23 protein-coding genes are annotated in these 23,806 nt (G+C 64.4%); 6 read left to right on the top strand and 17 right to left on the bottom strand.

The genetic code is table 11. From position 1 onward, the window contains the following. Nucleotides 1-10 precede the first annotated feature (10 nt). Both ACIQTZ_RS01905 and clpS read right to left on the bottom strand, forming a co-directional pair. Entirely contained in the window at nucleotides 11-580 is a 570-nt protein-coding gene (locus ACIQTZ_RS01905) for a DUF2017 domain-containing protein (protein WP_402977016.1), read from the bottom strand. Further along, nucleotides 573-935 carry an ATP-dependent Clp protease adapter ClpS gene (gene clpS, locus ACIQTZ_RS01900; protein ID WP_400330257.1) on the bottom strand — a complete coding sequence of 121 codons (363 nt, stop codon included), beginning with the start codon at nucleotides 933-935 and terminating at the stop codon, nucleotides 573-575. The genes ACIQTZ_RS01905 and clpS overlap by 8 nt, the downstream gene beginning before the upstream one ends. 37 nt (nucleotides 936-972) lie before the next feature. Between clpS and ACIQTZ_RS01895 the strand changes: the two genes are divergently transcribed. After that, nucleotides 973-2,301 carry a nicotinate phosphoribosyltransferase gene (locus ACIQTZ_RS01895; protein WP_402977013.1) on the top strand — a complete coding sequence of 443 codons (1,329 nt, stop codon included), beginning with the start codon at nucleotides 973-975 and terminating at the stop codon, nucleotides 2,299-2,301. Continuing rightward, complete coding sequence (locus ACIQTZ_RS01890) at nucleotides 2,301-2,927, top strand: isochorismatase family protein (RefSeq protein WP_402943387.1); 627 nt, start codon at nucleotides 2,301-2,303, stop codon at nucleotides 2,925-2,927. The genes ACIQTZ_RS01895 and ACIQTZ_RS01890 overlap by 1 nt, the downstream gene beginning before the upstream one ends. 74 nt (nucleotides 2,928-3,001) lie before the next feature. Here ACIQTZ_RS01890 and ACIQTZ_RS01885 read toward each other — a convergent pair whose 3' ends face one another. The 8 genes from ACIQTZ_RS01885 to ACIQTZ_RS01850 all read right to left on the bottom strand — a co-directional run bounded on the left by ACIQTZ_RS01885 (nucleotide 3,002) and on the right by ACIQTZ_RS01850 (nucleotide 12,338). Continuing rightward, the gene (locus ACIQTZ_RS01885) at nucleotides 3,002-4,774 is read right to left on the bottom strand and encodes a DEAD/DEAH box helicase (RefSeq protein WP_397322431.1); all 1,773 of its coding nucleotides are present in this window, start codon (nucleotides 4,772-4,774) and stop codon (nucleotides 3,002-3,004) included. 26 nt (nucleotides 4,775-4,800) lie between these two features. Next, complete coding sequence (locus tag ACIQTZ_RS01880; RefSeq protein ID WP_387435896.1) at nucleotides 4,801-5,139, bottom strand: DUF3039 domain-containing protein; 339 nt, start codon at nucleotides 5,137-5,139, stop codon at nucleotides 4,801-4,803. An 8-nt stretch (nucleotides 5,140-5,147) separates the two neighbouring features. After that, a complete protein-coding gene (nagB, locus tag ACIQTZ_RS01875; RefSeq protein ID WP_402977010.1) occupies nucleotides 5,148-5,930 on the bottom strand; it encodes a glucosamine-6-phosphate deaminase in 783 nt (260 codons plus the stop codon). 82 nt (nucleotides 5,931-6,012) lie between these two features. Then, nucleotides 6,013-7,584 (bottom strand): transporter, encoded by a 1,572-nt coding sequence (locus tag ACIQTZ_RS01870; protein ID WP_402977007.1) that lies wholly within the window; start codon nucleotides 7,582-7,584, stop codon nucleotides 6,013-6,015. Next, on the bottom strand, nucleotides 7,566-8,417 hold the full coding sequence (locus ACIQTZ_RS01865) for an ABC transporter ATP-binding protein (protein ID WP_402977004.1): 852 nt from the start codon (nucleotides 8,415-8,417) through the stop codon (nucleotides 7,566-7,568). Before ACIQTZ_RS01865 ends, ACIQTZ_RS01870 begins: the two co-directional genes overlap by 19 nt. Before the next feature lie 41 nt (nucleotides 8,418-8,458). Then, nucleotides 8,459-9,559, bottom strand: coding sequence for an NADH:flavin oxidoreductase/NADH oxidase (locus ACIQTZ_RS01860; RefSeq protein WP_402977001.1), 1,101 nt, complete (start codon nucleotides 9,557-9,559; stop codon nucleotides 8,459-8,461). Beyond that, on the bottom strand, nucleotides 9,559-10,545 hold the full coding sequence (locus ACIQTZ_RS01855) for a co-chaperone YbbN (protein WP_400330241.1): 987 nt from the start codon (nucleotides 10,543-10,545) through the stop codon (nucleotides 9,559-9,561). Before ACIQTZ_RS01855 ends, ACIQTZ_RS01860 begins: the two co-directional genes overlap by 1 nt. Nucleotides 10,546-10,583: 38 nt before the next feature. Beyond that, nucleotides 10,584-12,338 (bottom strand): hypothetical protein, encoded by a 1,755-nt coding sequence (locus ACIQTZ_RS01850; protein ID WP_402976998.1) that lies wholly within the window; start codon nucleotides 12,336-12,338, stop codon nucleotides 10,584-10,586. A 224-nt stretch (nucleotides 12,339-12,562) separates the two neighbouring features. Between ACIQTZ_RS01850 and ACIQTZ_RS01845 the strand changes: the two genes are divergently transcribed. Continuing rightward, the gene (locus ACIQTZ_RS01845; RefSeq protein ID WP_402943402.1) at nucleotides 12,563-13,855 is read left to right on the top strand and encodes an AI-2E family transporter; all 1,293 of its coding nucleotides are present in this window, start codon (nucleotides 12,563-12,565) and stop codon (nucleotides 13,853-13,855) included. A 92-nt stretch (nucleotides 13,856-13,947) separates the two neighbouring features. On the opposite strand, the gene ACIQTZ_RS01840 is transcribed toward ACIQTZ_RS01845, so the two are convergent. Continuing rightward, on the bottom strand, nucleotides 13,948-14,742 hold the full coding sequence (locus ACIQTZ_RS01840; RefSeq protein WP_402976995.1) for an alpha/beta hydrolase: 795 nt from the start codon (nucleotides 14,740-14,742) through the stop codon (nucleotides 13,948-13,950). A 19-nt stretch (nucleotides 14,743-14,761) separates the two neighbouring features. After that, nucleotides 14,762-15,094 carry an ATP/GTP-binding protein gene (locus tag ACIQTZ_RS01835; protein ID WP_397322418.1) on the bottom strand — a complete coding sequence of 111 codons (333 nt, stop codon included), beginning with the start codon at nucleotides 15,092-15,094 and terminating at the stop codon, nucleotides 14,762-14,764. A gap of 49 nt (nucleotides 15,095-15,143) precedes the next feature. On the opposite strand from ACIQTZ_RS01835, the gene nucS reads away from it, so the two are divergent. The 3 genes from nucS (at nucleotide 15,144) to ACIQTZ_RS01820 (ending at nucleotide 17,611) form a co-directional block, all read left to right on the top strand. After that, entirely contained in the window at nucleotides 15,144-15,839 is a 696-nt protein-coding gene (nucS, locus tag ACIQTZ_RS01830) for an endonuclease NucS (RefSeq protein WP_400330231.1), read from the top strand. A gap of 44 nt (nucleotides 15,840-15,883) precedes the next feature. Beyond that, nucleotides 15,884-17,131: an N-acetylglucosamine-6-phosphate deacetylase gene (locus tag ACIQTZ_RS01825; protein ID WP_402976992.1), complete on the top strand. Its 1,248-nt coding sequence runs from the start codon at nucleotides 15,884-15,886 to the stop codon at nucleotides 17,129-17,131. Between the two features lie 276 nt (nucleotides 17,132-17,407). After that, a complete protein-coding gene (locus tag ACIQTZ_RS01820) occupies nucleotides 17,408-17,611 on the top strand; it encodes a cold-shock protein (RefSeq protein WP_018776337.1) in 204 nt (67 codons plus the stop codon). A 176-nt stretch (nucleotides 17,612-17,787) separates the two neighbouring features. On the opposite strand, the gene ACIQTZ_RS01815 is transcribed toward ACIQTZ_RS01820, so the two are convergent. Genes ACIQTZ_RS01815 through atpD form a run of 5 tightly spaced genes read right to left on the bottom strand, consistent with a single transcriptional unit; the run spans nucleotide 17,788 to nucleotide 23,769 of the window. Continuing rightward, nucleotides 17,788-20,304 (bottom strand): bifunctional lysylphosphatidylglycerol flippase/synthetase MprF, encoded by a 2,517-nt coding sequence (locus tag ACIQTZ_RS01815; protein ID WP_402976989.1) that lies wholly within the window; start codon nucleotides 20,302-20,304, stop codon nucleotides 17,788-17,790. Further along, on the bottom strand, nucleotides 20,286-21,584 hold the full coding sequence (locus ACIQTZ_RS01810; protein WP_402976987.1) for an alpha/beta hydrolase: 1,299 nt from the start codon (nucleotides 21,582-21,584) through the stop codon (nucleotides 20,286-20,288). Before ACIQTZ_RS01810 ends, ACIQTZ_RS01815 begins: the two co-directional genes overlap by 19 nt. Before the next feature lie 5 nt (nucleotides 21,585-21,589). Further along, nucleotides 21,590-22,021 carry a DUF2550 domain-containing protein gene (locus ACIQTZ_RS01805; RefSeq protein WP_402943419.1) on the bottom strand — a complete coding sequence of 144 codons (432 nt, stop codon included), beginning with the start codon at nucleotides 22,019-22,021 and terminating at the stop codon, nucleotides 21,590-21,592. Between the two features lie 10 nt (nucleotides 22,022-22,031). After that, nucleotides 22,032-22,316: a F0F1 ATP synthase subunit epsilon gene (locus ACIQTZ_RS01800; protein WP_216923952.1), complete on the bottom strand. Its 285-nt coding sequence runs from the start codon at nucleotides 22,314-22,316 to the stop codon at nucleotides 22,032-22,034. A gap of 1 nt (nucleotide 22,317) precedes the next feature. Beyond that, entirely contained in the window at nucleotides 22,318-23,769 is a 1,452-nt protein-coding gene (gene atpD, locus ACIQTZ_RS01795) for a F0F1 ATP synthase subunit beta (RefSeq protein WP_264962128.1), read from the bottom strand. Between the last annotated feature and the right edge of the window lie 37 nt (nucleotides 23,770-23,806).

Genomic DNA, 23,806 nt, shown 5'->3' with positions numbered 1-23,806 from the left:
GGCGGCCGGATCAGGGTTTCGCCGCCTGCCTGGCCGCCATGATGGACTGCACCAGCGACTCCTGCAGCCACGTGGTGAAGTTGTACACCAGCGCGAGATAGCTCTCCACGTCCTCCGCCTGGCTCCAGTCCTGCATGCTGTGGATATGGTCGGCATCAGCTTCGTCGCGGATGTCCAGGCGTTCCGAAAGGACCAGCCGAACGTCGTTCAGGGCCATCGCCCAGCGGTTGGCGTCCTCGGACGTGAGGACCAGCTCTTCCTTGTCCAGCCCCATGGCCGTTGCGCGCAAGGCGCCGATTTTACTTTCCCGGACAGAGCGTTCGGTGAGCTGCCGGAACTCCAGCGAGCCGGCGTCGTCGTCCTTCATGACGTTCGGCAGCAACCGCAGAAGCGCGCGGTCCGTGGGCTGCTTCACGTCCATGTCCAGGCCGATCATCGCCGCCAGCGGGTCCTCGTCCTCCCGGGCAGCGGAATCAAGCATGGAGATGACGTCGGCCAGCAGCCCCCGCAGCAGGTCCCGCTCCGCCGGTTCCAGGTAGCCGCTGATTCCCTTGAGTCCGTACTTGAATGCCTTAGCCACTCTGGCGGCCGCCCTTTCCGGGAGTCTGGTTGCCGCTCGCGGCCTTTTCCACCGTTGCCCAGAGCCCAAAACCGTGCATGGCCACGGCGTGCTGCTCCACCTGCTCCTTGCTTCCGTGCGCCACGATGGACCGGCCCTTCCGGTGGACCTCCAACATCAGCTTGTGCGCTTTGGACTCGGAGTAGCCAAAATAGCTCTGGAACACATAGCTGACGTAGCTCATCAGGTTGACGGGATCGTTCCAGATCACAAGGTTCCAGGGGATGTCCGGGGCGGTCAGGACATCGGTGGAGGTCAGCTCTGCAGCTTCCGTCCGTTCATCGATGTCCGTGCCAAACGCAACGCTAGGGGTCATCTGTCCATTCTAGGGCGGCTCGCACTAGAGTGAATTCGTGAGTAGAGCCACGTCTTGGGATCACCCCGCAACTTCCTTGTATACAGACCACTATGAACTGACCATGCTGCAGGCCGCCCTGCATTCGGGCGCCGCGCACCGCCGCTCCGTGTTCGAGGCCTTCGCCCGGAGGTTGCCGGATGGGCGCCGCTACGGCGTGGTGGGCGGTACGGGCCGCTTGCTGGAGGGAATCGCCGACTTCACGTTCGGCGAAGCCGAGCTGGACTACCTGGCGCGGAACAAGGTGGTCAACCAGGAAACCCTTGACTACCTCGCCAACTACAAGTTCAACGGCGACATCTGGGGTTATGCCGAAGGCGATGCCTACTTCCCCAACTCCCCCATCCTCATTGTCGAGTCCACCTTCGCCGAGGCCTGCATCCTTGAGACGTACATCCTGTCCGTCCTGAACCACGACAGCGCCATTGCCTCCGCCGCCTCGAGGATGACGTCCGCGGCCGGGAACCGCCCGTGCATCGAGATGGGCTCCCGGCGCACCCAGGAGGAATCGGCGACGGCGGCCGCCCGCGCCGCCGTCATCGCCGGCTTTGCCAGCACCTCCAACCTTGAGGCCGGCCGCCGCTACGGCATCAAGACGGTGGGCACGGCTGCCCATTCCTTCACCCTCCTCCACGACACTGAACGGGAGGCCTTCGAGGCACAGATTGCCGCGTTCGGGCCCGGGACCTCGCTGCTGGTGGATACCTACGACGTCGAAACCGCGGTGCGCACCGCCGTCGAGCTCGCCGGCAACAAGCTCGGCGCGGTCCGCCTGGACTCCGGCGACCTCATCGCCCAGGCGCAGTGGGTACGCCAACTGCTCGATGACCTCGGCAACGTGGACACCCGGATCGTGGTGACCTCGGACCTCGACGAGTTCGCCATCGCCGCCCTGCAGTCGGCCCCGGTGGATTCCTATGGGGTGGGCACCTCACTGGTCACCGGTTCCGGCGCGCCTACTGCCAGCATGGTCTACAAGCTGGTGAGCCGGACCAACGATTCCGGTGAGTTCATTTCGGTGGCCAAGGCGGCCAAGAACAAGGCCAGCGTGGGTGGACGCAAATACGCCCTGCGCAAGCTCAACGAACGAGGCAGGGCCACCCACGAGGTAGTGGGAATCGGCCACCGGCCCGAGGACGACGGGAACGACCGCTCCCTCCTCCAGCAATTCATCAAGAACGGCGAACTCCTGCCCGGCTGGACCGGCCCGGAAGGCGTCATCCGCGCCAAGGAACGCCACGCCGCCAGCATGGCCGAGCTGCCCGCCGTCGTGAACCGCCTGCAACGCGGCGAAGCAGCGATCCCTACCATCTACGAGGAGAACTGATGGCCAAGGCCCTGATCATCGTCGACGTCCAGAACGACTTCTGCGAAGGCGGAACACTCGCCGTCGAAGGTGGGGCAGCCGTGGCCGGCGCCATCAGCGAGTACCTCGACGCCAACCAGCAGCATTTCGACCACGTGGTGGCGACGCAGGACTGGCACATCGAACCGGGCAGCCACTTCTCGGACGAGCCGGACATGGTGGACTCGTGGCCGCCGCACTGCAGGGCACGGACCAAGGGCGCCGAACTGCACCAGGACCTGGACCCCGAATACATCGAGGCATACTTCCGGAAGGGACAATACACGGCCGCCTATTCCGGGTTCGAAGGCGTGCTGGCACCGGAGGACGACGTTCCTTCCGGCGACCTGAAGGCAGGCGCCACGGTGACGGAAGTCCTCGACGAGGACGCGATCGGCCTCGACGACTGGCTGCAAAGCCACGACGTCGAAGAAGTAGTGGTGGTGGGCCTCGCCACCGACTACTGCGTCAAGGCAACCGCCCTTGACGCAGTGCAGGCAGGCTATGCCACCACGGTGATCGCCGAATTGACGGCGGGCATATCGGACGACCTCGATGAGGCCTTCGATGACATGGAATCGGCCGGCGTCGAAGTGGAACGCGGCTAGTACATCCGGGCTGCAGGACAACCCGACTGACGACGAAGGGCGCCGCTGATGCGGCGCCCTTCGTTTGCCACCGGTCACTTGCGGCCGATGAACCAATCCTGCAGCTTGCGCAAGCGCGCCTGGAGCTGCTCTTCGTTGGCCTGCGCCACGGCCGGGCCGCCACACACTTCACGGAGCTTGGTATGCACCACTCCGTGTGGTGTCCCCGTCCGCGCAGACCAGGCCGAGACATTCTTGGCCAGCTCGTTGCGCAGGTCCATCAGCATGCGGTGGTCCGGAATGGCCGGAGCCGACTCCGCTGCGGGAGCCTGGCGCTTCTTGCGGGACTGCTGTTCATGCTGCCGTTGCCGCAGCAGCGTTCCCACCTGTTCGGCGTCCAGCAACCCCGGAATACCCAGGAAGTCGAGCTCGTCATCGGAACCGATGTCGGCTCCCGTGCCGAACTCGCCGCCGTCGAACAGGACGCGGTCGAAGGAAGCCTGGGAATCCAAGGCCTCGAACTTGCCTTTGGTGAGCTCGTCCGAGGCTTTGTCCTCGCGGTTCGCCTCGGCCATGAGGTTCTCTTCGGGGCTGAACAGCCCGTCGTCGTCCTTCTCGGGGCGGTCCAGGGCGTGGTCGCGTTCGGCTTCCATGGTGTTTGCCAGGCCCATGAGCGGTGGAACCGACGGCAGGAAGACCGACGCCGTCTCTCCCCTTTTGCGGGCACGCACAAAGCGCCCCACGGCCTGGGCGAAGAACAACGGAGTGGACGTCGATGTTGCGTACACACCCACAGAGAGCCGGGGGACGTCCACGCCTTCGGATACCATGCGGACAGCCACCATCCAGCGTTTGTCCCCGGCCGAGAATTCCTCGATCTTGCTGGAAGCCTTCGAGTCGTCCGAGAGGATCACCGTGGGCGATTCCCCGGTGATCTTCTTCAGCTGGCCGGCGTAGGCCCGGGCGTCCTCGTGGTCGGTTGCGATAACCAGCGCGCCGGCATCCGGGACGGTGCGACGCACTTCGCTCAGGCGCTTGTCCGCGGCCGCCAGGACTGCCGGAATCCATTCGCCGGCCGGATTGAGCGCCGTCCGCCATGCCTGGGACGTGATGTCCTTCGTGACTGCGGCTTCCCCCAGGGAAGCCGCCATCTCATCGCCTGCGCTGGTCCGCCAGCGCATCTGGCCCGAATAGGCCATGAACAGCACCGGCCGCACCACGTGGTCGCGGAGCGCGTTGCCGTAGCCGTACGTGTAGTCGGCCTTGGAGCGTCGGATGCCGTCCCGGTCCTCGGCGTACTCGACGAACGGAATCGGCGAGGTGTCCGAGCGGAACGGGGTACCCGTGAGTGACAAGCGGCGCGCTGCCGGGTCGAAAGCCTCGCGAAGGCCATCACCCCAGGACAGTGCCTCGCCACCGTGGTGGATCTCGTCGAGGATCACCAACGTCCGGGCCGCTTCCGTCTTGGCGCGGTGCAGCATCGGCTTGCTCGCTACCTGGGCATACGTCACCGCGACGCCGACGAAGCCGCGGCCGTGCTGTCCGTCGGAGTTCTTGAAGTTGGGGTCGATCGCGATGCCCACGCGCGCCGCGGCGTCCGCCCACTGGCGCTTCAAGTGGTCCGTGGGCGCAACGATGGTGACCCTGTTGACCACGCCGCTGTCCAGGAGGGTGGTGGCGATCCGGAGGGCAAAAGTGGTCTTTCCAGCTCCCGGGGTGGCTACCGCCAGGAAGTCCTTCGGACCACGGCTCATGTAGAGGTCAAGTGCCTCCTGCTGCCAGGCACGCAGCTTGGGAGCAGTTCCCCAGGCCGCCCGTTCCGGGTACGCCGGAGGCAGGGAGGGGCCACCAAAAAGTGTTTCCGTCATGTGGGCCTGTGCAGTCTTCCCACTCACTACTTGGAGTTGCCCGGGCCGTCGCCGTTCCCGCCGTCGTTCCCCGGACGGAGGCCATCGTAGATCTCCTTGCATTCCGGGCAAACCGGGAACTTCTGCGGATCCCTTCCCGGGGTCCAGACTTTTCCGCACAAAGCAATGACGGGCTCGCCGGTCATTGCCGATTCCATGATCTTTTCCTTGCGGACATAGTGCGCAAACCGCTCGCGGTCGCCGGGCTCCACTTCCTGGCGCGTTTCCTCGCGCTCAATGGTGGCCGTGGACGTTCCGGCTCCGGAAAGCTCGCGCATGGGGTCGTTTTCGAATGGATCCGGAGGAAGCGTAGTCATGGCATCCATCCTACCGTCTAGAGGCCTTGCCACTCCGGCTTGTTGTCGTACGTGTGGCGGTAATAGTCGGCCAACTTCAGTGAGGAAGCGGCCGCTTCATCCACCAGGATGGTGGCATGCGGGTGCATCTGGAGCACCGATGCCGCACAGATGGCGGCCACGGGTCCCTCCACGAAATCCCGGACCGCCTGGGCCTTCTGCGCACCTGTGGCCACCAGGATCACGTGCTTGGCGTCCATGATGGTGCCCAGGCCCTGCGTCACCACGTGGTGGGGAACGTCGTCGACGCTGTCAAAGAACCTGGCGTTGTCCTTGCGCGTCTGCTCGATCAACGTCTTGATGCGCGTGCGCGAAGCCAGCGAGGATCCAGGCTCATTGAAGCCGATGTGCCCGTCGGTTCCCACGCCCAGGATCTGGAGGTCGACGCCGCCGACGCCCCTGATCGCGTCCTCGTAGGCCTGGCATGCGGCTTCCAGGTCCGCCGCAGCCCCGTCCGGACCATGGACATTTTCCGGCTTGATGTTGACCCTGTTGGTGAATTCCCGCCGGATCACCTCGCGGTACGACTCCGGATGGTCCGCTGCCAAGCCAACGTACTCGTCCAAGGCAAAGCCGTGCGCTTCGCTGAAGTCCAGTCCACCTGCCTCGTAGCGACGTGCCAGTTCGTCATAGATCGGCAAGGGCGAGGACCCCGTAGCCAATCCAAGAACGGCATTCGGTTTGCGCCGGACGAGTGCCTCGATGGCGTCGGCAGCCAGGGCGCCGATCTGCTTGGTGCCCGGGAGGATGACAACTTCCATTGTCACGGCCTTTCTACGATGATGGTGCTTGTTTGAGTCGAGGATATCCCATGTCCCACAACCAGATGTGGGTGTTACGTCGTTATTTATTCACGCTCAGCTGGGCGAACAACTCGGGGCCACGGGCGTCAAGCCACTTTCCGCCCAGGCGAACGCCCACCACGAGGAGGACGGCACCGAGCAATGGACCCACCGCGAGGTTGATCCAGCCTGCCTCCGGCCCGCCGCTGACCATTTGCACAACCACCAGGGCCAGTTCGGGCAGGAGCAGGAGCGCCAGGAGTCCCATGCCCACGGCCTGGACAGCGAGCGTCTGGGCAACGTTTCCTGGCGGTTTCTTGAACGGGCTGTCCCCAGGCAACGGAACGGCAATGTTGTAGCGGGCGGAAATGACGGAGGACAGACCCAGCCCCGTGAACAACGTTCCCAGCGAGAGGCCCAGCAGGTTCGGCAGCCACGCCCAGTCCCCCGTGATGAAGAGTGGGCCGGCAGTGAACACCAACACCACCGGCAAGGAAATCGCCAGGCAAGCCATCGCGCGGCCCAAGCGATCGTCCACGCCGCGGACACCGGAGGCGAGATGAAGGGCGAAAGCTGTGTTGTCATAGGAGACGTCAGCCGAGATCGACCAAGCCATCATGAACGCGGTCAGTGGGCCAAGGATCATCAGCAACCCCTGGCCGCCGTTTTGGTTGCCGGCGAAGAAGAGGATCACCGGCATGAGCGGAATGATCACCAAGGAACCCGCGTACCGGGGATCCTTCAGCCAGTAGATCAATGCCCTGGCGGCAACGGCTCCGGCCGGAGTTCCGGGCAGCACACCGAACAAACCCGGCTTGCCGCCCTTCCGGGTTGGACCGCCCGAGTACGCGGGCGTCACCAGGGCGCGCTGCAACAGGACGTGCCAGCACCACAGGAGGACGCCGATCGTGGCCACGGCGATGAGGGCCTTGAGGCCGGCAGCGCCCGGATTGCCCGCGTCCAGTTCGCCGCCGAGCGACCACGCAGCTCCAAGAGGGGTCCAGGAAACTGTCCGGGCCAGTACCGGAAGATAGTCGGCGCTGCCCCGGATGCCGTCAACGATGCCCACCATGATCGGCCCCAGGAGTACCAAGGGGACAAACACCACGATGCTGCTGACGTCCTTGAATCGACGCGAGGAAGCCAGGCCCGCCGTCGCGGTGGTCACAACCTTGGACAACACCACGCAGGTCATGGCACCAAGGACTGCCCCCACCAAGGCACCGGTCGCCGTGGGAACACTCCGCCACCACGTGCCAACCGTTCCCAAGGCGGCCAGCAAGGTTGCCAATCCCGGAATCCCGATGAAGCCGGCCAGTGCCAGGCCGGCCAAGAGTTGCCGGGGCGGGATCGCGAACGTCGTGAACCGCGCAGGATCGAGCGTCATGTCCCCCGCCGAGGCAACCAGGGGTATGACCCCCCATCCGATGATGGTTGCCGCCCCGCCCAGCACCACCACCGTGTGGGCGATTGCGGGGTCGGCCCAGCGGAGCGCCACCAACCCGCCCACCAGCATGGTGAGCATGCCGAGTGCATAAAGCAGCCCCAGGCCGATGCCCACCAACTGCCACGGACTGCGTTTGAAGCCATTGAGGAGCAGGCGCCACTTGAGCCTTAGAAGGTGCGCAACCATTCGAGCCCCTCTGTCCGGTGGCCGCCGCCCACCAACTGCACAAAGCGCTCTTCGAGCGTGGAGCCTGCCCGGACCTCATCCACGGAACCGGCAGCCAGGACGCGTCCGCCCGCCACAACGGCCACGTGGCTGCACATGCGTTGTACCAGGTCCATGACATGGCTGGAGACAATCACCGTTCCCCCGGAAGAAACGTAGCCCTCGAGGATTCCCCGGATATTTGCCGCGGAAACAGGATCCACAGACTCGAACGGCTCGTCCAGCACCAGGAGGCGCGGCGCGTGGATCAGCGCTGATGCCAGGGCAATCTTCTTGGTCATGCCGGCTGAGTAGTCGACTACCAACGAGCCCGCGTCAGCCTGGAGGTCGAAAGCCGCCAGCAACTCCGAGACCCGGGACAGGACCACGTCGCGGTCCATCCCACGGAGAAGTCCGGCATACGTGACCAGTTGCTCTCCGGTAAGCCTGTCGAACAAGCGCACGCCATCGGGCAGCACGCCCATCAGTTTCTTTGCTTCGAGGGGACGGGCCCACACGTCCACGCCGTGCACGGTGGCGGTTCCGAAGTCCGGCCTCAGCAAACCTGTTGCCATGGACAGCGTGGTGGTCTTGCCGGCGCCGTTCGGGCCAACCATTCCGTAGAACGAACCGGCCGGCACATCCAGGCTCACGCCGTCGACGGCGATTTTCTCACCAAAACGCTTGGCGAGTCCCCGGATGGCCAAAGCCGGGATGGCCTGGCCGTTCGCTGGTTCCGGTGGTTGTGCCGGCGGAACAGGCACCTGGGGCAGGTGGGATGACTGGGCGTTGGCCTGATGGTCTGGTTCCGTCATGGCAACAGCCTAGCGTTGCCAAGGCACGCCCGCGGCGGTCCCTAGAAGCCGTGGCGTGGCACGGCCCGCTCGTACTGCGGGACCCAGGGAATATCGTGGCCCAGTTCGTACGCCGCCCGGAGCCACCAGTGCGGATCGCGCAGGGCTGCCCGAGCCATGAACACGGCATCGGCACGACCATTGGCCACAATGTCCTCGGCCTGGGGCGGGCTGGTCAGGAGGCCGACAGCTCCGGTGGGGACACCGGCGTCGTGCTTGACCCGCTCGGCGAAACCGGCCTGGTAGCCAGGCGCCGCCTGGATCGCCTGGTGGGCCACGGCACCGCCGCTCGAGACGTCCACCAGGTCCACGCCCCGCTCCGCCGCAGCGCGCGCGAGCCTTACCGATGCCTCAACGTCCACTCCCCCGTCCGCCCAATCGGAAGCGGAAATGCGCAGCAGCAGCGGCATGGAATCCGGAATGGCGTTGCGCACTGCATCCACGACTTCCAGCATGAGGCGGTTGCGTCCGGCTTCATCACCGCCCCAATTGTCCGTCCGTGTGTTGATCAACGGGCTTTGGAACTGGTGCAACAGATAGCCGTGGGCGCCGTGGATCTCCACGACGTCAAAGCCTGCCGCAACAGCCCGTCCTGCAGCCGCCGCGAAGTCCTGGATCACCGCGATGATCTCCGTTTCGGACATGGCCACCGGGGAGGCATAACCGTCAAAGGGTGACGTGCTGGGCCCCACGGTCTGCCATCCGCCGTCGGACTCCGGAACTGAACCCGACTGCCCGGAGAACGGCCAGTAGGTGGATGCCTTGCGTCCGGCGTGGGCAAGCTGCGCGCCGATCCTGCAGTCCACCGCACCATGGCGGTGGATAAAATCCACCATGCGCTCCCAACCGGCTGCCTGCGCCTCCGAATACATGCCGGCGTCCCGCGGGCTGATCCGTCCGGCGGCATTTACAGCGGCTGCCTCGGTCATGATGAGGGCTGCACCACCGGCGGCGAAGGATCCCAGGTGCATCAGATGCCAGTCGTTGGGCACGCCCTCGCCGGTCTCCGGGAGGCAGCTGTATTGGCACATCGGCGACACCCAGCCCCTGTGCGGAATGGTCAGCGAACGCAGCTGAAGCGGGCTGAACAGCGCAGACGGCACTAGAAGAGGACCCTCGCGAGCCCCTGGCGGGCCTTGGCAACACGCTCGTCGGACGTGCCCACTACCTCGAACAATTCAAGGAGCCGCACCCGGGCCGCTTCCCGTTCCGGGCCAAAGTTCCGTCCAATGAAGGAAATGATGCGGTTGAAGCCGTCTTCGATGTGTCCTCCGGAGACATCCAAGTCAGCCACGCCGAGCTGGGCCTCCACATTGTCCGGTTCCTGCGCAGCCAACTGCCGCAAGCTGTCGGCCTCCGGTGCGGAAAGTTTTTCCAGCCGGGCCATCAGTTCCACCTGCGCCAATCCTGCCTTGGCATCGGCGTCAGCCGGCTGCTCGAGGAGGGCTTGCTTGTACGCGGCCGCGGCCGCGGCGTAGTCACCGGACTCGATGGCGTCAATCGCTGCCTGGTGAAGCGGGGGCAGCGGGGCCGGTTCGGCGTCGCCGTCCTGCGGAGCGTCGCCGATGCTTCCGGTCACTCCGTTGGCAGCGGCCACCTGGAGGAGTTCCTCCACGAGGCTGCGGATCTGCGCGTCGTCGGCAGGGCCTTGGAAGAGGGGCACTGGTTGGCCCTTGACCACGGCGACGGCCGTGGGCACGGCCTGGACCTGGAAGGCCTGGGCCAGTTGCGGGAACGAGTCGACGTCGGCGGCGGCCAGGACGAGGCGGCCACCGAAGCCCTCAACAACCCGCTGTGCAGCATCAAGGACGCCCGGAGACTCGGCTGCATAGCGGGACCAGAGAAGGAAAAGGACCGGAATCTGCGCCGACAATTGGACGAGGTCTTGGAAGTTGCTTTCCGTAGCATCCACACGCAGCGAAGGGCTGCCCGCCTCCGGGCTACCGGAGGCTGCCGGATCACCAGCCGGCGCGGCCGGCGGCGACTGCGGCGGAGCCGGAGGGCGGCGCAACGACGAGAGGTCGACGGCGCCGCGAAGGTTGAGCTGGCTGGCAGCGGCTGGAGTGGGTCGGTATCCGGGCGAACTCATACCGTCCACTCTAGCCGCTGCCCTGCCAGGGCCACGCCCTACTTGAAGCTGGCGCCGACCAGTCCGCGGGTAGCGGCCACGAGCTTCATGGGATCAGAGGAACCTGCCGGCGGGATGTAGATCGCCACGGATTCGGCGAAGTTGAGCGACATGCCCGTGGTGGTTTCCTTGCCTCCGGCAAACACGGCCGAATCGTCTTCAAGGATCAGCTTGTCACCGGAGGCCTTGGGCGTTCCCTCGAAGGCGAAATCGAGGCGGCCAACCACCAGCGCACCACCGTCGGCGGTGTGCAGCACCACGGTCTGGTTGGTCACCGGGGTGTGCGCAAACTTGAAGTTGGCGCTGGTGCCGTTCTTGACGGTGTCCGCCTGGTAGGCCAGGGCGCCGGCGATGTAAGGCGAGGACTGGCCATCGGCGAGCTTGCTGCGGTTCGGGGAATCCGGTGTGGTGAGCATTTCGCCGAGGATGCTCAACGCTTCGTTGCCGCTGTAGGCCAAGCCGTTCTTGTCGTCCGCGGCCACGGGGGCCGTGCCGTCACGGGGAACCGGGAAGGACGGGAAGTTGGTGCCCGGCTGCAGCGGAGCGGTGCCCCACAGCTTGTAGTTCTCACGCGGCGAGAGCTGGACCAGCGTCAAGACCTGCGGGACCACGTTGCCGTCACCCTGGGTCAGGGCGAACACCGTGCGCGGCCAGTCACGCTTGGTGCTGATCACGCTGCTTTGCAGCTTGGTGGCTCGCACCGGCATCCGGGCATCGTAAGCAGAGACGGCAGTCCGGATCTTGTAGTTGGCGGTACGGACCTGCAGTTCCATCTTGTCCACGCGCGGCGCGAGCTTCGCGGCGTCCTTGGCGGCGTCTGCGGCATCCACGGTGCTGGCTACCTGCTCCAGGACACGCTGCAGCTGGGACTCGAGGAGTACCGGCGTTCCGGCCTTCTCCGCGGACGCGGACGGGCTCGGGTTGCCGCTGTTGGACTCCGGCGCCGGGCTGGCCTGGGCCGCGACCGCGGTGCCACCAACCAACGCGGCAACCAAGGCTGCGGCGATGGCGGAGATACGCAAGGTTGAACCCTCGGCGCCGGGGGCGCGTCGACCGGCGTCGCCGGCGGACGGCTGCACAGGCAGGGCAGAGGTTTCTCCGCCACCCTTCGGACCCTCATCGCCGCCGTCCTTGCGGCGGTTGCCGAGAGCCTTGGCGACGAACGGCAGGGCTGCGCCAACCAGGATGATGATGATGCCCAGCACGATGAGCGGAATGGCCCACGGCGTGGTTGCGCTGTTGGGGAACGTCATGGAGATCGACGACGGCGCCGGCTTGGTTCCGTCGCTGGCTACCAGCAGGGACCACTCGCCACTGGCGGGCGGGTTCCACGTGTAGTCCAGCTCGCCGCTGCCGTCTTCGGTGTTGACCCAGAGGTCGGAACCGGCCGGACTCGGCGCGGTTGCCTCACCGTCAGTGGTGGAAACCTCCAGCGCCTTCTGGTCCTGGGAAACGCCGGTGAGGGTATTGTGGGCAGTCTTGCCTACCCAGGCGTCGACGTCGTCCGGGCGTCCCGTGGCGACGACGAAGTTGCCTTCGCCCTGGATCTTGATCTTCACCGGCCCCTCGTGGAGGGCGATCAACTTCTGGTCGATCACCGTCAACGGGGCAGCTTTAGTGTCGCTGGGCACCGAGGCCGTCACGGTCTCGGCGGGGGCCCAGAAAGTCAGCTGGCCAATGCCGGCCAGCATCGTCAGCAGGCCCAGCAGCACCAGCAAGGCTGCAGTCTTCAAACGCACAGGATCACCTATCATCAGCGGTCGTTGAACTTCAAGGGTAACCGTTTTGTTATCAAAGAGTCAGATCGGCCGACCGGCCATGACACGCCGGAAACCCCGCCGTGGTGCCGCCAAAGGGCCATGACGGGGTGCTGATAGTGTGGCGATGATCATGCTATTGGGGGCGAAAACCACCTGTATCCAGAGTGTCACATCCCGGTAGAGACAGTGCGAGAACAACCAGAAGGCAGCAAAACCGCGTGAAAGACCACTTGGAACCCAGCACCAACGACGAGTCCGGCTCGCCCGCGGTGGATGCCCCGTCCGACGGGACCTCCGTGACGGTTCCGGTACGCACCGGGCGGCTCGCAGCTGTGGCCAGGCGCCTTCGGCAACCCATTCCCGGCGCCAGGACGCGCGTCCGCTTCGAAATGCCGCCTGAGGACGAGTCGGACGTGGCCGTCAAGAGCGCCTCCGGTGACGAGGACCACGACTTCGGATCACCGGGCCCCAGAATGTCTTCGCAGCACCCTCTGTACGTTGGTTTCATGGGCACCGCCGGAGTGGGGGTCGCCCTGCTGGTGTTCTACATCGCCAGCAATACCAGCCAGCTCCTGCTGTGGATCCTGACCGCACTGTTCATCGCCCTCGGCCTGGACCCCGTGGTTCGTTGGCTTGAGTCCCGGAAAATCCCCCGACCGGCGGGCATCCTGATTTCGGTATCCGTCCTGGTCCTGGCCGTGGCGGGCTTCTTCGCCACGCTGATCCCCACCATCGTCAACCAGGTCACGGACATCGTGCGGCAAGCTCCTGACTGGATCCGGGACTTCCTCAATTCCGATTTCTTCCGGAACGTGGACAGCCAGTTCGGCCTCCGGGACCGGATTACCCAGGAGCTGGACAAGTTCGGGCAGAACTCCGAGGCCGTCGGAGGCATCTTCGGCGGAGTGGTTGGCTTCGGCTCCTCGGTGGCCAACGGACTGTTCGGCACACTGATCGTGCTGGTACTCAGCCTTTACTTCCTGGCGGCCCTGCCCTCCATGAAGAAATGGGCTTACCGCTTGGCGCCGCGTTCGCGCCGGCCCCGCGTCGAGGCACTCTCCGAGGCCATTACGGATTCGGTAGGCAATTACGTGATCGGCCAGGCCTGCGTTGCACTCCTGAACGCGGTCTTCGCCTTCATCGTCATGACCATCCTGGGCGTGCCGTTCAGCGTCTTGCTCGCCTTCGTGGTGGCCTTGCTCGCCTTCATCCCCCTGGTGGGTGGCATGATCGCAGCCATCGTCGTGATCCTGGTGGCCCTCACCGCAGGCTGGCAGACAGCCCTCATCTACGCGATCGCCTACTTCGCCTACCTGCAGTTCGAGGCGTACTTCATTTCGCCTCGCATCATGCAGCGGGCAGTGGCCGTACCGGGCGCGGTGGCGGTAATTTCCGTGATCGCGGGCGGCAGCCTCCTGGGTGTCCTCGGAGCACTCATCGCCATTCCCACGGCAGCGGCCATCATGCTGCTGATCAAGGAAGTGTTTATCGTCCGCCAGGACCGGCACTAGCCGATCACAGCCGGACCAGCCGTTGACGACCGGCCTAGCCGCTGGCGACCGGCACTAGCCGCTGGCGACCGGACTAGCCGTTGGCGACCGGCCTAGCCGTTGGCGACCGGCCCCGCCCAGACGCGCGGCAGGCCGTCCACGCCGGCTCCCGCTTCCGTGACGTCGTCGACGATTTCATCCAGGACCCGCGCGGCGTATTTTTCGCCCACCCACAGGTGCTTGGCGCCATCCACCCCCACCAGCCGGGCCTGTGGGACCAGGCTGAAGCGGGCGGCGGCCTCGGCCGGCTGAAGGTAGTCGTCATGCTCGGGGACGAGCACGGTCAACGGTTTGCCAGTGGCGGCCCACTCCTTCAGGTGCACGTCCGTGGCACGGTGCAGCGGCGGCGAGAGGAGGACCGCTCCCTCCACCTGCGAGGCAACGGGTTCAACGGCCCCGTACATGAGCGCCAGTTCGGTGCCGAAGGACCAGCCCACCAGCCACCGGTTGGGCAGGCTGCGGTCCACGGCGAACCGGACCGCTGCCTCGACGTCGTAACGCTCGCCGATGCCTTCCTCGAACCTGCCCTCGCTGGTCCCGCGCGGCGACGCAGTCCCGCGGGTATTGAATCGCAGCACTGCCACCCCGGCCAGCGCCGGCAGCCGGTAGGAAGCCTTGCGGTAGACGTGTGAATCCATGAATCCGCCGTGGGTGGGCAGTGGGTGGAGCATGATGAGCGTCGCCGCCACATCACCGGACTCCGGAAGGGCCAACTCGCCCACCAATACCTTGCCGTCTTCCGTGGTGAACTCCACGTTTTCGCGACGGGCAGGCAACACGGTGGAGGCCCGGATCTCCGACGGAGCATCCTGGGGCACGAAAACGAGCGTGGCGGGATCGAAAGTCATGCCTTCAAGCCTAAGCGACTCAGCGGTAGCGATACGTCCGCGATGTCCAGCAGTTGGTGTGCCAGTGGCGGCGCTCGGCCAGCCCCGCGGCCTCGCCGAAAAGGTGGCTGTCGGACCACACCACCAAGTGGGCGATGCCAGGCATGATGGCCGTGGAACACCCCGGGCAAATGTACTGCTTCTCCGCTTTCCGGGCGGTCATGGTGCGGACCATCCAGTCCCCGTCCGGGGCGCTCTCCCGGCGGGCGATTCCGGCACGGGACCGTTCCAGGTCCAGCTCCGGGACAGCCTCGGCCCACTTGTTGGAACGCGCTGCGGACGCGTTTCTGCGGGGACGGTTGGAGCGGGGCATGAGTCCATTCTGCCCCAGCCCCAGGTCTCCACGCGGTAATGTTGGGCGGGTGCGACTCGTCATAGCCCGTTGTTCTGTTGATTATGTTGGCCGCCTCAAGGCCCACCTCCCGCTCGCCACACGGCTCCTCCTGGTCAAAGCGGACGGCTCGGTGCTGGTGCATTCGGACGGTGGCTCCTACAAGCCCCTGAACTGGATGAGTCCGCCGGCCACGCTGCGTGTCACCTCTCCCGAGGAGACAGACGTGGAAGAGGGCGTCGTGGAGCAATGGACGGTCCAGTCCGCCAAGACGGACGACCGGCTCATCATCAACATCTACGAGCAACTCCATGACACGTCCCACGAGCTCGGCATCGATCCGGGACTGATCAAGGACGGTGTGGAGGCCGATCTGCAGCGGCTGCTCGCCGAACAGATCGAGACCCTGGGAACCGGCTACTCCCTCATCCGCCGCGAATACTTCACGGCGATCGGGCCCGTGGACATCCTGGCCCGGGATGCCAACGGGGCAACCGTTGCCGTTGAGCTCAAGCGGCGGGGCGACATCGATGGCGTGGAGCAACTGACGCGGTATCTGGAACTCCTCAACCGCGATCCCCTCCTGGCACCGGTCCGGGGGATTTTCGCAGCGCAGCAGATTAAGCCGCAGGCCAAGGTACTGGCCAATGACCGCGGCATCGACTGCGTGACCCTGGATTATGACGCCATGCGGGGCGTGGATGACAGCGAGTCACGACTCTTCTGACCCCGTACCCGGAGCGTGTGCGGCAGGCCACTAGAATCAGAACCATGACTGCCGCAGACTCTTCTGTCCGTTCTTCCGCGCCCAGCCACCAGATCCTCGTGGGAACGCTCGTCACCGACGGAACGGTGGTGGAAGACGGTCTGCTGGCCATTGAGGGTGACCGGATCGCCTACGCCGGGCAGGCCTCGGCCTTCGTCCCCGAAGACTTTCCCGGTTTCCAGAGCGCCATCCGGCATGGCGTCCCGGCCGGCCACTACATCCTCCCCGGCCTGGTGGACGTGCACTGCCACGGCGGCAAGGGCGGCGATTTCCCCGGCGGGGAGGAATCCTCGGCCCGCAAGGCCGTGGACTTCCTGCACCGATCCGGTACCACCACTTTGCTGGCCAGCATGGTCACGGCACCACGGGAGGATTTGCTCCGCGGCATCGAACTGTACGTGAAGCTCGCCGACGAAGGCCTGGTCGCAGGAATCCACCTGGAAGGCCCGTTCCTCTCCCACGCACGGTGTGGCGCACAAAACCCTGACTACTTGCTGGAACCTGACCTGGACCTCATGGACGAGCTCGTTGCGGCTGCGGAAGGCAAGCTTGCCACCATGACGTACGCACCCGAACTTCCGGGTGCTGCCGTCCTGGTGGATTTGATGACGTCCCACGGGGTAACTCCCTCCTTGGGGCACACGGATTGCGACGACGCCACGGCGGCAGCGTCGTTGGCCGCCGCACGTGAGGGGCTTGAGTCGGCAGGGTTCGACGGCGTCAGCTCGCTCCCGACCGTGACGCACCTTTTCAATGGGATGCCTCCCCTGCACCACCGTGCGCCCGGGCCGGTGGCCGCCTGTTTGCGGACCGCCCAGGCCGGCAAGGCTGTGGTGGAGCTGATCGCCGACGACACCCACCTCGATCCGAGCACCGTGGCCACGGTCTTCCAGCTTGTGGGGGCAAACAACATCGTCTTGGTCACCGATTCCATGGCGGCCGCCGGACTCTCCGACGGCCACTACATGCTGGGCCCCTCCCCGGTAACCGTCAGCAAGGGCGTAGCCACCCTTGATGCCACCGGTTCCATCGCTGGCGGCACCGCCACCCTGCTGGACGTGGTCCGCAAGACCGTCTCGGCCGGCGTTGACCTTCCAGACGCCATTTGTTCGGCCACGGCGGTTCCGGCCGGCGTCCTGGGCCTCTCGGATGAAGTTGGCGGGTTGCGCCGGGGTCTTCGGGCGGACGTCGTGACCGCGGACCAGGAACTGGGACTCACCGGCGTCATGCGAAATGGTGAATGGTTGTCATAGGCCTAAGGTCCAAGTGGAATTCCCTTGGGCGTCGTAACCGGCTTTTAACCGAAAATTTTCCCGAATTACCAAAAAGACCGTTGACCTCCGGCACCGCGCATGAAAGTGTTGTAGCAGTCTTTGTGTAGGTGGTTTTCATGCTCGCAAGACGAGTTGCGAGCGTGAGGCTCCTGCGAAACCAACCGGGCCAGCCCGGGCGGAATCCGGATCTTCTCGCGGAGTAACAAAGCCGGTACGCGGTGTATCGGACTGATGTTCCATATTGAGGAGAAATACATGGCACTCGGAACCGTCAAGTGGTTCAACGCTGAAAAGGGCTTCGGCTTCATCACCCCGGACGACTCGGATGGCGACGTCTTCGTTCACTACTCGGAGATCCAGACCGGCGGCTTCAAGACCCTCGATGAGAACCAGCGCGTTCAGTTCGAGATCGGCCAGGGCGCCAAGGGTCCCCAGGCTACCGGCGTCACCGTCGTCTAGTTAGATCCGTTGAACCTGCCCCCGGCAGATTCACCAACAGCTTGGCCCCGGCATTTAGCCGGGGCCAAGCTGTTTAAGCGCCATTCATTGCGGACGGAAATGTCTGATATTTCTGACAACCCTGTTACTAACGGTGAAGAATTGCGAAAAGACTCCCCGAATGGAGCGTTGACAATTCAACCAACTAAGGTACGCAACAACCGGGCGGAATGCCTGACCGATAAACCAGGGAGGTAAGCACGGCTCAAGGCCCGGCCCATTGCCGGAAGGTGCAAGGGATCCTGGTAATACATGTACAGCGTTCTGTAGTCGGGCTGGAAGCGCGATTTAAAGGAAGCCAGGGAACGGAAGCCATAAACCGGTTCCAAGGCCTGCCCCACGAGGTCCAGGATTCCTGCCAGGCCCTCCGGCCTTTGGTCCGGCTCATCCTTGTCCCTGGCCAGCGGTGAACCGGACAACGAGATCATTTCCACCGACTCGCGCAGATGCAGCACGGCCGAGGCGATCAGGAACTCCATCACTCCTGGGAATGCGTCACCACTGCGCCTCATGAAGTCCAAGGTCCAACTGACAACCGTGCCGTTGTCGTAGACCGGCAACCAACTGGTGACACCGTAGACCGTGCCGGCTTCGTCGACTGCAACGCAGCACAGGACATCCGGGTCCTCAAGCTCATCCATGCCGCCCAAGGTGAACCCCATTTCGGGGACGCGTTTCTGCGCTGCCCATTCCTCGGAAACCTCACCCACCTTTGCCCGCAAGGAGTGCGGCAGGTCTCCGAAGGCACCCCACACGGCGGTAATGCCCATCTTGTTGGCCCTGTTGAGGGCAGTCCGGACGTTCTGCCACTCCTTGCCACGGAATTCCAGGCCACGGATCCTGAGCCGGGTTTCCTGCGCAACGGCAACCCTCCGGAAACCCCTTGCCTGCAGCTCCGGCCACAGTTCGTCCGTACACGAATACAGGCAGGGGATCAGGGCGTTGCGCGAACAGTGCTGCAGGAAACCCAGGGCAGTGGCCCGGTGCCCCTCCGCCACACCAATGGGTCCGGCCAACGTCAGCGCAACGTGGCCATGCTGTTGGTAGGCCACTCCCCCGGTCCCCTGCGGAGTGAACCAGTACTTGTTGGGTTCCCACAACGCCATCCAGGACAAGGAGTCGCCGCCGGCTTTTACCAGCGAACGGGCATGTTCCCGGGACTGGTGGTCAAGGCCCCCGGCGTGGTGTCCGCGGACCAGCAGCACCCAGACGCCGATGAGGGCCACCAGCCAAAAGGCGGTGCCGGAGTAGGAGAAAAGGAACACTTCGAGGGCATCGCGCTCGGCGAATACCTTGCGGTAAACGCCGGGCAAAGGAACCGGCAGGTATTGGCGGGCGAGTTCGGTACCCAAACCCAGCAGGCCGCCGTCGCGCGCCATGCCACCGGAGGCCAGCCACACAACGGTGTACGCCAGGGCGAGGGCGACACCGCTGAGGCCGACAAACCAGAAAACCCTGCGACGCATCCGCGTCGAAGACTCAACCCGGAAATGCCCCCGGTACGCGAAGAGGAGGATCGCCAGTATCAGAGGAACCATGACCAGTGGGATCAGGTGCGCCACAGCCGAGTTCATCATGCCCACCCGCGGACGGCCCGGCAGTTGCGGCATGCCGGCGAACAGGCCGAGATAGAGCGTGGACAAGGCCACCACCACAACCTGGACGCCGATAGCGATGCCCAGGGCCAGCCGGCGTCCACGGCGCATCCCGTCAACGCAGATGAGCAACAGCACCACGGGAACGACGGCCAGTGCCAGGCCGAAGGGCCCCGTGTACCCCTGCCGGCCCAGTTCCAGGCACGCCACATCGATCGTCCCTCCGCAGTTCCCCTCCAACTGGCTGAGCGTAGGCAGGGGGTTGAGGATCACATCGCGAAGCAAGGCAAGCGGCCCCGATGGGCTCTTGGCTACGGCAGTAAGGATGGGGCCTACGGCAAAGATGGCCATGGTCAGCGACAGGAGGTTCCGCACCTCGCGGCCCGTAGACCTGTGCAAGTGGAGATGTCCCTGGTTGCTTTGCATCCACCACGCCGCCGCCAACCCGATCAGGGCGCCCAACAAGCCCATGAGCGTCTCAGGGTGTCCAACAAAAAGCACCAGCAGCAAGGTGATGGACAACGCCACCGTGCGGAACCTCCGCTGCCAAAGCGTTGGCAGCTTGGCGCTGGCAGCCAGGGCCGTGGCCAGCAAGGCGCCGTAGGGACCGATGAGCCGGGTGTCCACCATGCGGGAGATCCAGCCATCGTCCGCATACCGCGCTATTTGGGTCACCAGGAAGAAGGCCGTGACGCACGCGAACTGGCAGGCGATAAGTACCAGGGACGTTTTCAGGAACCCGAAATGCCGCTCCGCCAGGCCCAGGAGGAAAAGGATCATCAGCACAACGACGACAAAGGCAGGCACGTTGGTGGTGAAAAAGAGGGACGTCCAGATGGACCACCATTCGCCGGCACGCAGTCCGCGCAGCGTCACACCAGCAACGGGCAGCCAGGACTCGGGCGGACCGGCGACGATGCTTCCGGAAACGATTGAGACAAGGACGAACACTCCGACGACGGCCAGCGTCAAGGGCGTAGCCCGCAAATGCCGCCCCGCCTGCCGCATGGCCGGCTGGATGAAACCCTTCAGGGCGAGACTCACTGCGGCAACCCCCATCTGGCCGACAAGAAGTCCAGGGCGCCGGGCATACCGCGAACCACCGAGTCCCACGAGTGTCCGGAGTGGTCTATGACGTGGTCCTCAACCGTGAAACCCGCAGACCGGGCAGCGTCTGCCAAAGTGTGCATGTAAGCGATGAACTCATTGTCCGTAGCCCCGGCCGTCAAGTACATGCCACTGCCCGGATACTGCCTCTGGTGCATCAGGACCAAAGGGGTCCTTGACTCGAAAGCCGCTACGTCGCCGTCGAACGAGTCAGCGATCGTCTTGTTCCTGTCCTTGGCGAGGGCAGGCTCCTGCTCGGCCGAGAACCCAATCACGGAAGGAAACAGCTCCGGGTGGGCGGTTCCCATCTGGACCGCGCACGTTCCCCCAAAGGAAAACCCTCCGACGGCCCATTGCCGGTGGTCTGTGGAGACAGCCAGGGTCTTGCTGATCCACGTGGGGACATCCTGGGAGAGATAGGCGTCCGCGGGAGCGATCCTGCTGTCCATGCACATGGTGTTTGCATTGGCTGAGCCGTTGGGATCTACCACCACGGTGACGGGTGCAATACCGCCATGTGCTTCGGCGAATTTGTCCAGCTGCGAGCGGAGCTGCCCGCCCGTGAGCCAATCGGCAGGACCGCCTGGTTGACCAGAGAACAGGATGAGGACGGGAAGGCTGGGGCGGTTTTCGGTGAGGTACGCCGGCGGGAGGTAAACGTACGCTTCCCGCGCGGTAAAGCCGGAAACAGTACCGGGAATGTCCGCCCGGCGCAGCGTACCGCCGCGGGGCATGGTTTCGGGCGCCTTCCAAGCGGACGGCGACGGGCCGGGCTTACTGTCCGGAGCACGTTGCAGTCCTGCTTCCAACGGCTGGATACGCGCTACGGCGGTGCCCAGGAGGTCGGCCACGGTGTTGTTGAGGCCAAAGTAGGAGTTGACCTGGACCACGGACAGCAGGACAACACCCAGCATTGCGGCGATGCTCGCGGAGCGGCCCTTCCAGGCAGCGCGGGGAAACCGGGCAACGCAAAGAAGAAGTGCAGCCACCGCAGCGGTGGACCACACCAACGTCTCGAAAGGCAGGTTCTCAGAGAACGTGGCCATCACGTCGATGAGCAGCCAGTGCGTCAATGCCACCACGCCGGCAGCCAACGCAAGGGAAGCAACCACCACCAACGGCCACCAGCGCCTGCGTCGCCAAAGCAACCAGGATGCGCCAACCACTCCACAGACAAGGGAGAACCAGAAGAACGGCCCGTCAACGAGGCTGACGTCGGACAGGAAATCCATGACGCCTAACGCCAGGTTCCAACACCGATGACCGGCCCGGCTTCAAGCCAGGATGAAAGCCCGGCGTAGGCTTCGAACTTCATGGCCAGCATGAGTGTTTTGCCTTCGTATTGAAGCTCAACAACCACCACGCCGGGTTGGACCCGGACGAGCTCGTCCTCGGTGGGTTTACGCCGTCCAAGGAGTTCCAGGGAACTGCGTTTGAAACGGTATTTGGGTATCACGCTGAGGGACATCAAGCGGAACCACTCAAGTTCATTGTCCTGATAACGACAAACCCCCATCTGCCAGCTGTTTCCAGCCATGCAAATGGAGGCGTCTACCGTGCCCAGGGCGCGCCGCAGATTGAAGCGGCGCACCCCAAAAAGGCACAGTGTAAAAATCAGCAACGCAAACGCCGTTGCCAGGGCGATGAACGGAATAAGGGAATCGTCCATCAAGGTCGTGCTATCGGATCCCCGCTGTAGCCGCTTCGCCCAGTTGGGCGTTGTCAGCAACAATGACCACGCGGTCGTTGTCGACGGAGAAGAATCCGCCGTCCACCACTACCGCAATGCGGTCACCGGAAACCGGCTGGATTGCCAGCTCGCCCTCGGCCAGGATGGCCAGGAGGGGCGAGTGGCCCGGCAGGATTCCGATTTCACCATCGCTGGTGCGGGCCTTCACCATCTTGGCCGCTCCGGACCACACGAAGTGGTCAGCTGCGACAATCTCAACCTCAAGCTCAGCCATACTACTTGGTCTGTTCCTGGATCTTGGCCCAGTTGCGCTCGACGTCATCCAGGCCACCGACGTTGAAGAACGCCTGCTCTGCGATGTGGTCCAGCTCGCCATCGCAGATGGCGGTGAAGCCTTCAACCGTGTCCTTGATGGAGACGGTGGAGCCCTCGACGCCGGTGAACTGCTTGGCGGTGTAGGTGTTCTGGGACAGGAACTGCTGGATACGACGTGCACGCGACACGACGATCTTGTCTTCTTCGGACAATTCGTCAACACCGAGGATGGCGATGATGTCCTGGAGTTCCTTGTTCTTCTGCAGGATCTGCTTCACACGGACAGCCGTGTTGTAGTGGTCCTTACCGATGTACTGGGGGTCCAGGATACGGGAGGTGGACGTCAGCGGATCAACAGCCGGGTACAGACCACGCGAGGCGATTTCACGGGAAAGTTCCGTGGTCGCGTCGAGGTGGGCGAACGTGGTTGCCGGAGCCGGGTCGGTGTAGTCGTCAGCAGGCACGTAAATTGCCTGCATCGAGGTGATCGAGTGGCCCTTGGTGGAGGTGATGCGCTCCTGGAGGAGGCCCATCTCGTCAGCAAGGTTCGGCTGGTAGCCCACGGCGGACGGCATGCGGCCGAGCAGCGTGGAAACTTCGGAACCTGCCTGCGTGAAGCGGAAGATGTTGTCGATGAAGAGCAGCACGTCCTGGTTCTGGACATCGCGGAAGTACTCCGCCATGGTCAGTGCGGACAGTGCCACGCGCAGACGCGTTCCCGGCGGCTCATCCATCTGGCCAAATACAAGGGCGGTGTCCTTGAGGACGCCTGCCTCTTCCATTTCAACCCAGAGGTCGTTGCCTTCACGCGTACGCTCGCCAACACCGGCGAATACCGAAGTACCACCGAAGTTACGGGCAACACGGGTGATCATTTCCTGGATCAGAACGGTCTTGCCAACACCGGCACCACCGAACAGACCAATCTTTCCACCCTTGATGTAGGGGGTCAGGAGGTCGATGACCTTGATACCGGTCTCGAGCATCTCCGTGGAGCCCTCGAGGGACGCAAAGCTCGGGGCCTTGCGGTGGATCGGCCAGTAGGCGTCAGCCTTGATCTCCGACTCGTCAACGTCAAGCGGCTTGCCGAGGACGTTGAAGATGTGGCCCTTGACGCCGTCGCCGACGGGCACGGAGATCGGAGCGCCGGAGTCCTGCACGGTGGTACCGCGGACCAGGCCGTCGGTTGCCTGCAGGGAGATGGCGCGAACGAGGTTGTCCCCCAGGTGCTGGGAGGTCTCGAACGTGATGGTCTTGGTCTGGCCGTTGAGGGTGACCTCAGTGGTCAGAGCGTTGTAGATCTCGGGGATTGCGTCAGCCGGGAATTCGACGTCGACAACCGGACCAATAACACGGGCAATGCGGCCGGTGGCACCGGCCGTTGCTACGTGTTCGGTAGCAGTGGCAGTCATCTCTCTCACTTCACTCAGTAGATGGCGTGGGGTTAAG

The sequence above is a fragment of the Paenarthrobacter sp. NPDC090520 genome, assembly GCF_044769205.1.
Lineage (GTDB): Bacteria > Actinomycetota > Actinomycetes > Actinomycetales > Micrococcaceae > Arthrobacter.
The sequence above is the reverse complement of the archived record's forward strand: the minus strand, read 5'-3'. Positions and strand labels throughout refer to the sequence as shown.

Bases quoted from the DNA above. Each gene is read 5' to 3' on its own strand.
- clpS (WP_400330257.1), bottom strand. From the start codon at position 935: ATGACCCCTAGCGTTGCGTTTGGCACGGACATCGATGAACGGACGGAA.
- ACIQTZ_RS01890 (WP_402943387.1), top strand. From the start codon at position 2,301: ATGGCCAAGGCCCTGATCATCGTCGACGTCCAGAACGACTTCTGCGAA.
- ACIQTZ_RS01885 (WP_397322431.1), bottom strand. From the start codon at position 4,774: ATGACGGAAACACTTTTTGGTGGCCCCTCCCTGCCTCCGGCGTACCCG.
- ACIQTZ_RS01880 (WP_387435896.1), bottom strand. From the start codon at position 5,139: ATGGATGCCATGACTACGCTTCCTCCGGATCCATTCGAAAACGACCCC.
- nagB (WP_402977010.1), bottom strand. From the start codon at position 5,930: ATGGAAGTTGTCATCCTCCCGGGCACCAAGCAGATCGGCGCCCTGGCT.
- ACIQTZ_RS01870 (WP_402977007.1), bottom strand. From the start codon at position 7,584: ATGGTTGCGCACCTTCTAAGGCTCAAGTGGCGCCTGCTCCTCAATGGC.
- ACIQTZ_RS01865 (WP_402977004.1), bottom strand. From the start codon at position 8,417: ATGACGGAACCAGACCATCAGGCCAACGCCCAGTCATCCCACCTGCCC.
- ACIQTZ_RS01855 (WP_400330241.1), bottom strand. From the start codon at position 10,545: ATGAGTTCGCCCGGATACCGACCCACTCCAGCCGCTGCCAGCCAGCTC.
- ACIQTZ_RS01850 (WP_402976998.1), bottom strand. From the start codon at position 12,338: ATGATAGGTGATCCTGTGCGTTTGAAGACTGCAGCCTTGCTGGTGCTG.
- ACIQTZ_RS01840 (WP_402976995.1), bottom strand. From the start codon at position 14,742: ATGACTTTCGATCCCGCCACGCTCGTTTTCGTGCCCCAGGATGCTCCG.
- ACIQTZ_RS01835 (WP_397322418.1), bottom strand. From the start codon at position 15,094: ATGCCCCGCTCCAACCGTCCCCGCAGAAACGCGTCCGCAGCGCGTTCC.
- ACIQTZ_RS01825 (WP_402976992.1), top strand. From the start codon at position 15,884: ATGACTGCCGCAGACTCTTCTGTCCGTTCTTCCGCGCCCAGCCACCAG.
- ACIQTZ_RS01820 (WP_018776337.1), top strand. From the start codon at position 17,408: ATGGCACTCGGAACCGTCAAGTGGTTCAACGCTGAAAAGGGCTTCGGC.
- ACIQTZ_RS01815 (WP_402976989.1), bottom strand. From the start codon at position 20,304: ATGGGGGTTGCCGCAGTGAGTCTCGCCCTGAAGGGTTTCATCCAGCCG.
- ACIQTZ_RS01810 (WP_402976987.1), bottom strand. From the start codon at position 21,584: ATGGATTTCCTGTCCGACGTCAGCCTCGTTGACGGGCCGTTCTTCTGG.
- ACIQTZ_RS01805 (WP_402943419.1), bottom strand. From the start codon at position 22,021: ATGGACGATTCCCTTATTCCGTTCATCGCCCTGGCAACGGCGTTTGCG.
- ACIQTZ_RS01800 (WP_216923952.1), bottom strand. From the start codon at position 22,316: ATGGCTGAGCTTGAGGTTGAGATTGTCGCAGCTGACCACTTCGTGTGG.
- atpD (WP_264962128.1), bottom strand. From the start codon at position 23,769: ATGACTGCCACTGCTACCGAACACGTAGCAACGGCCGGTGCCACCGGC.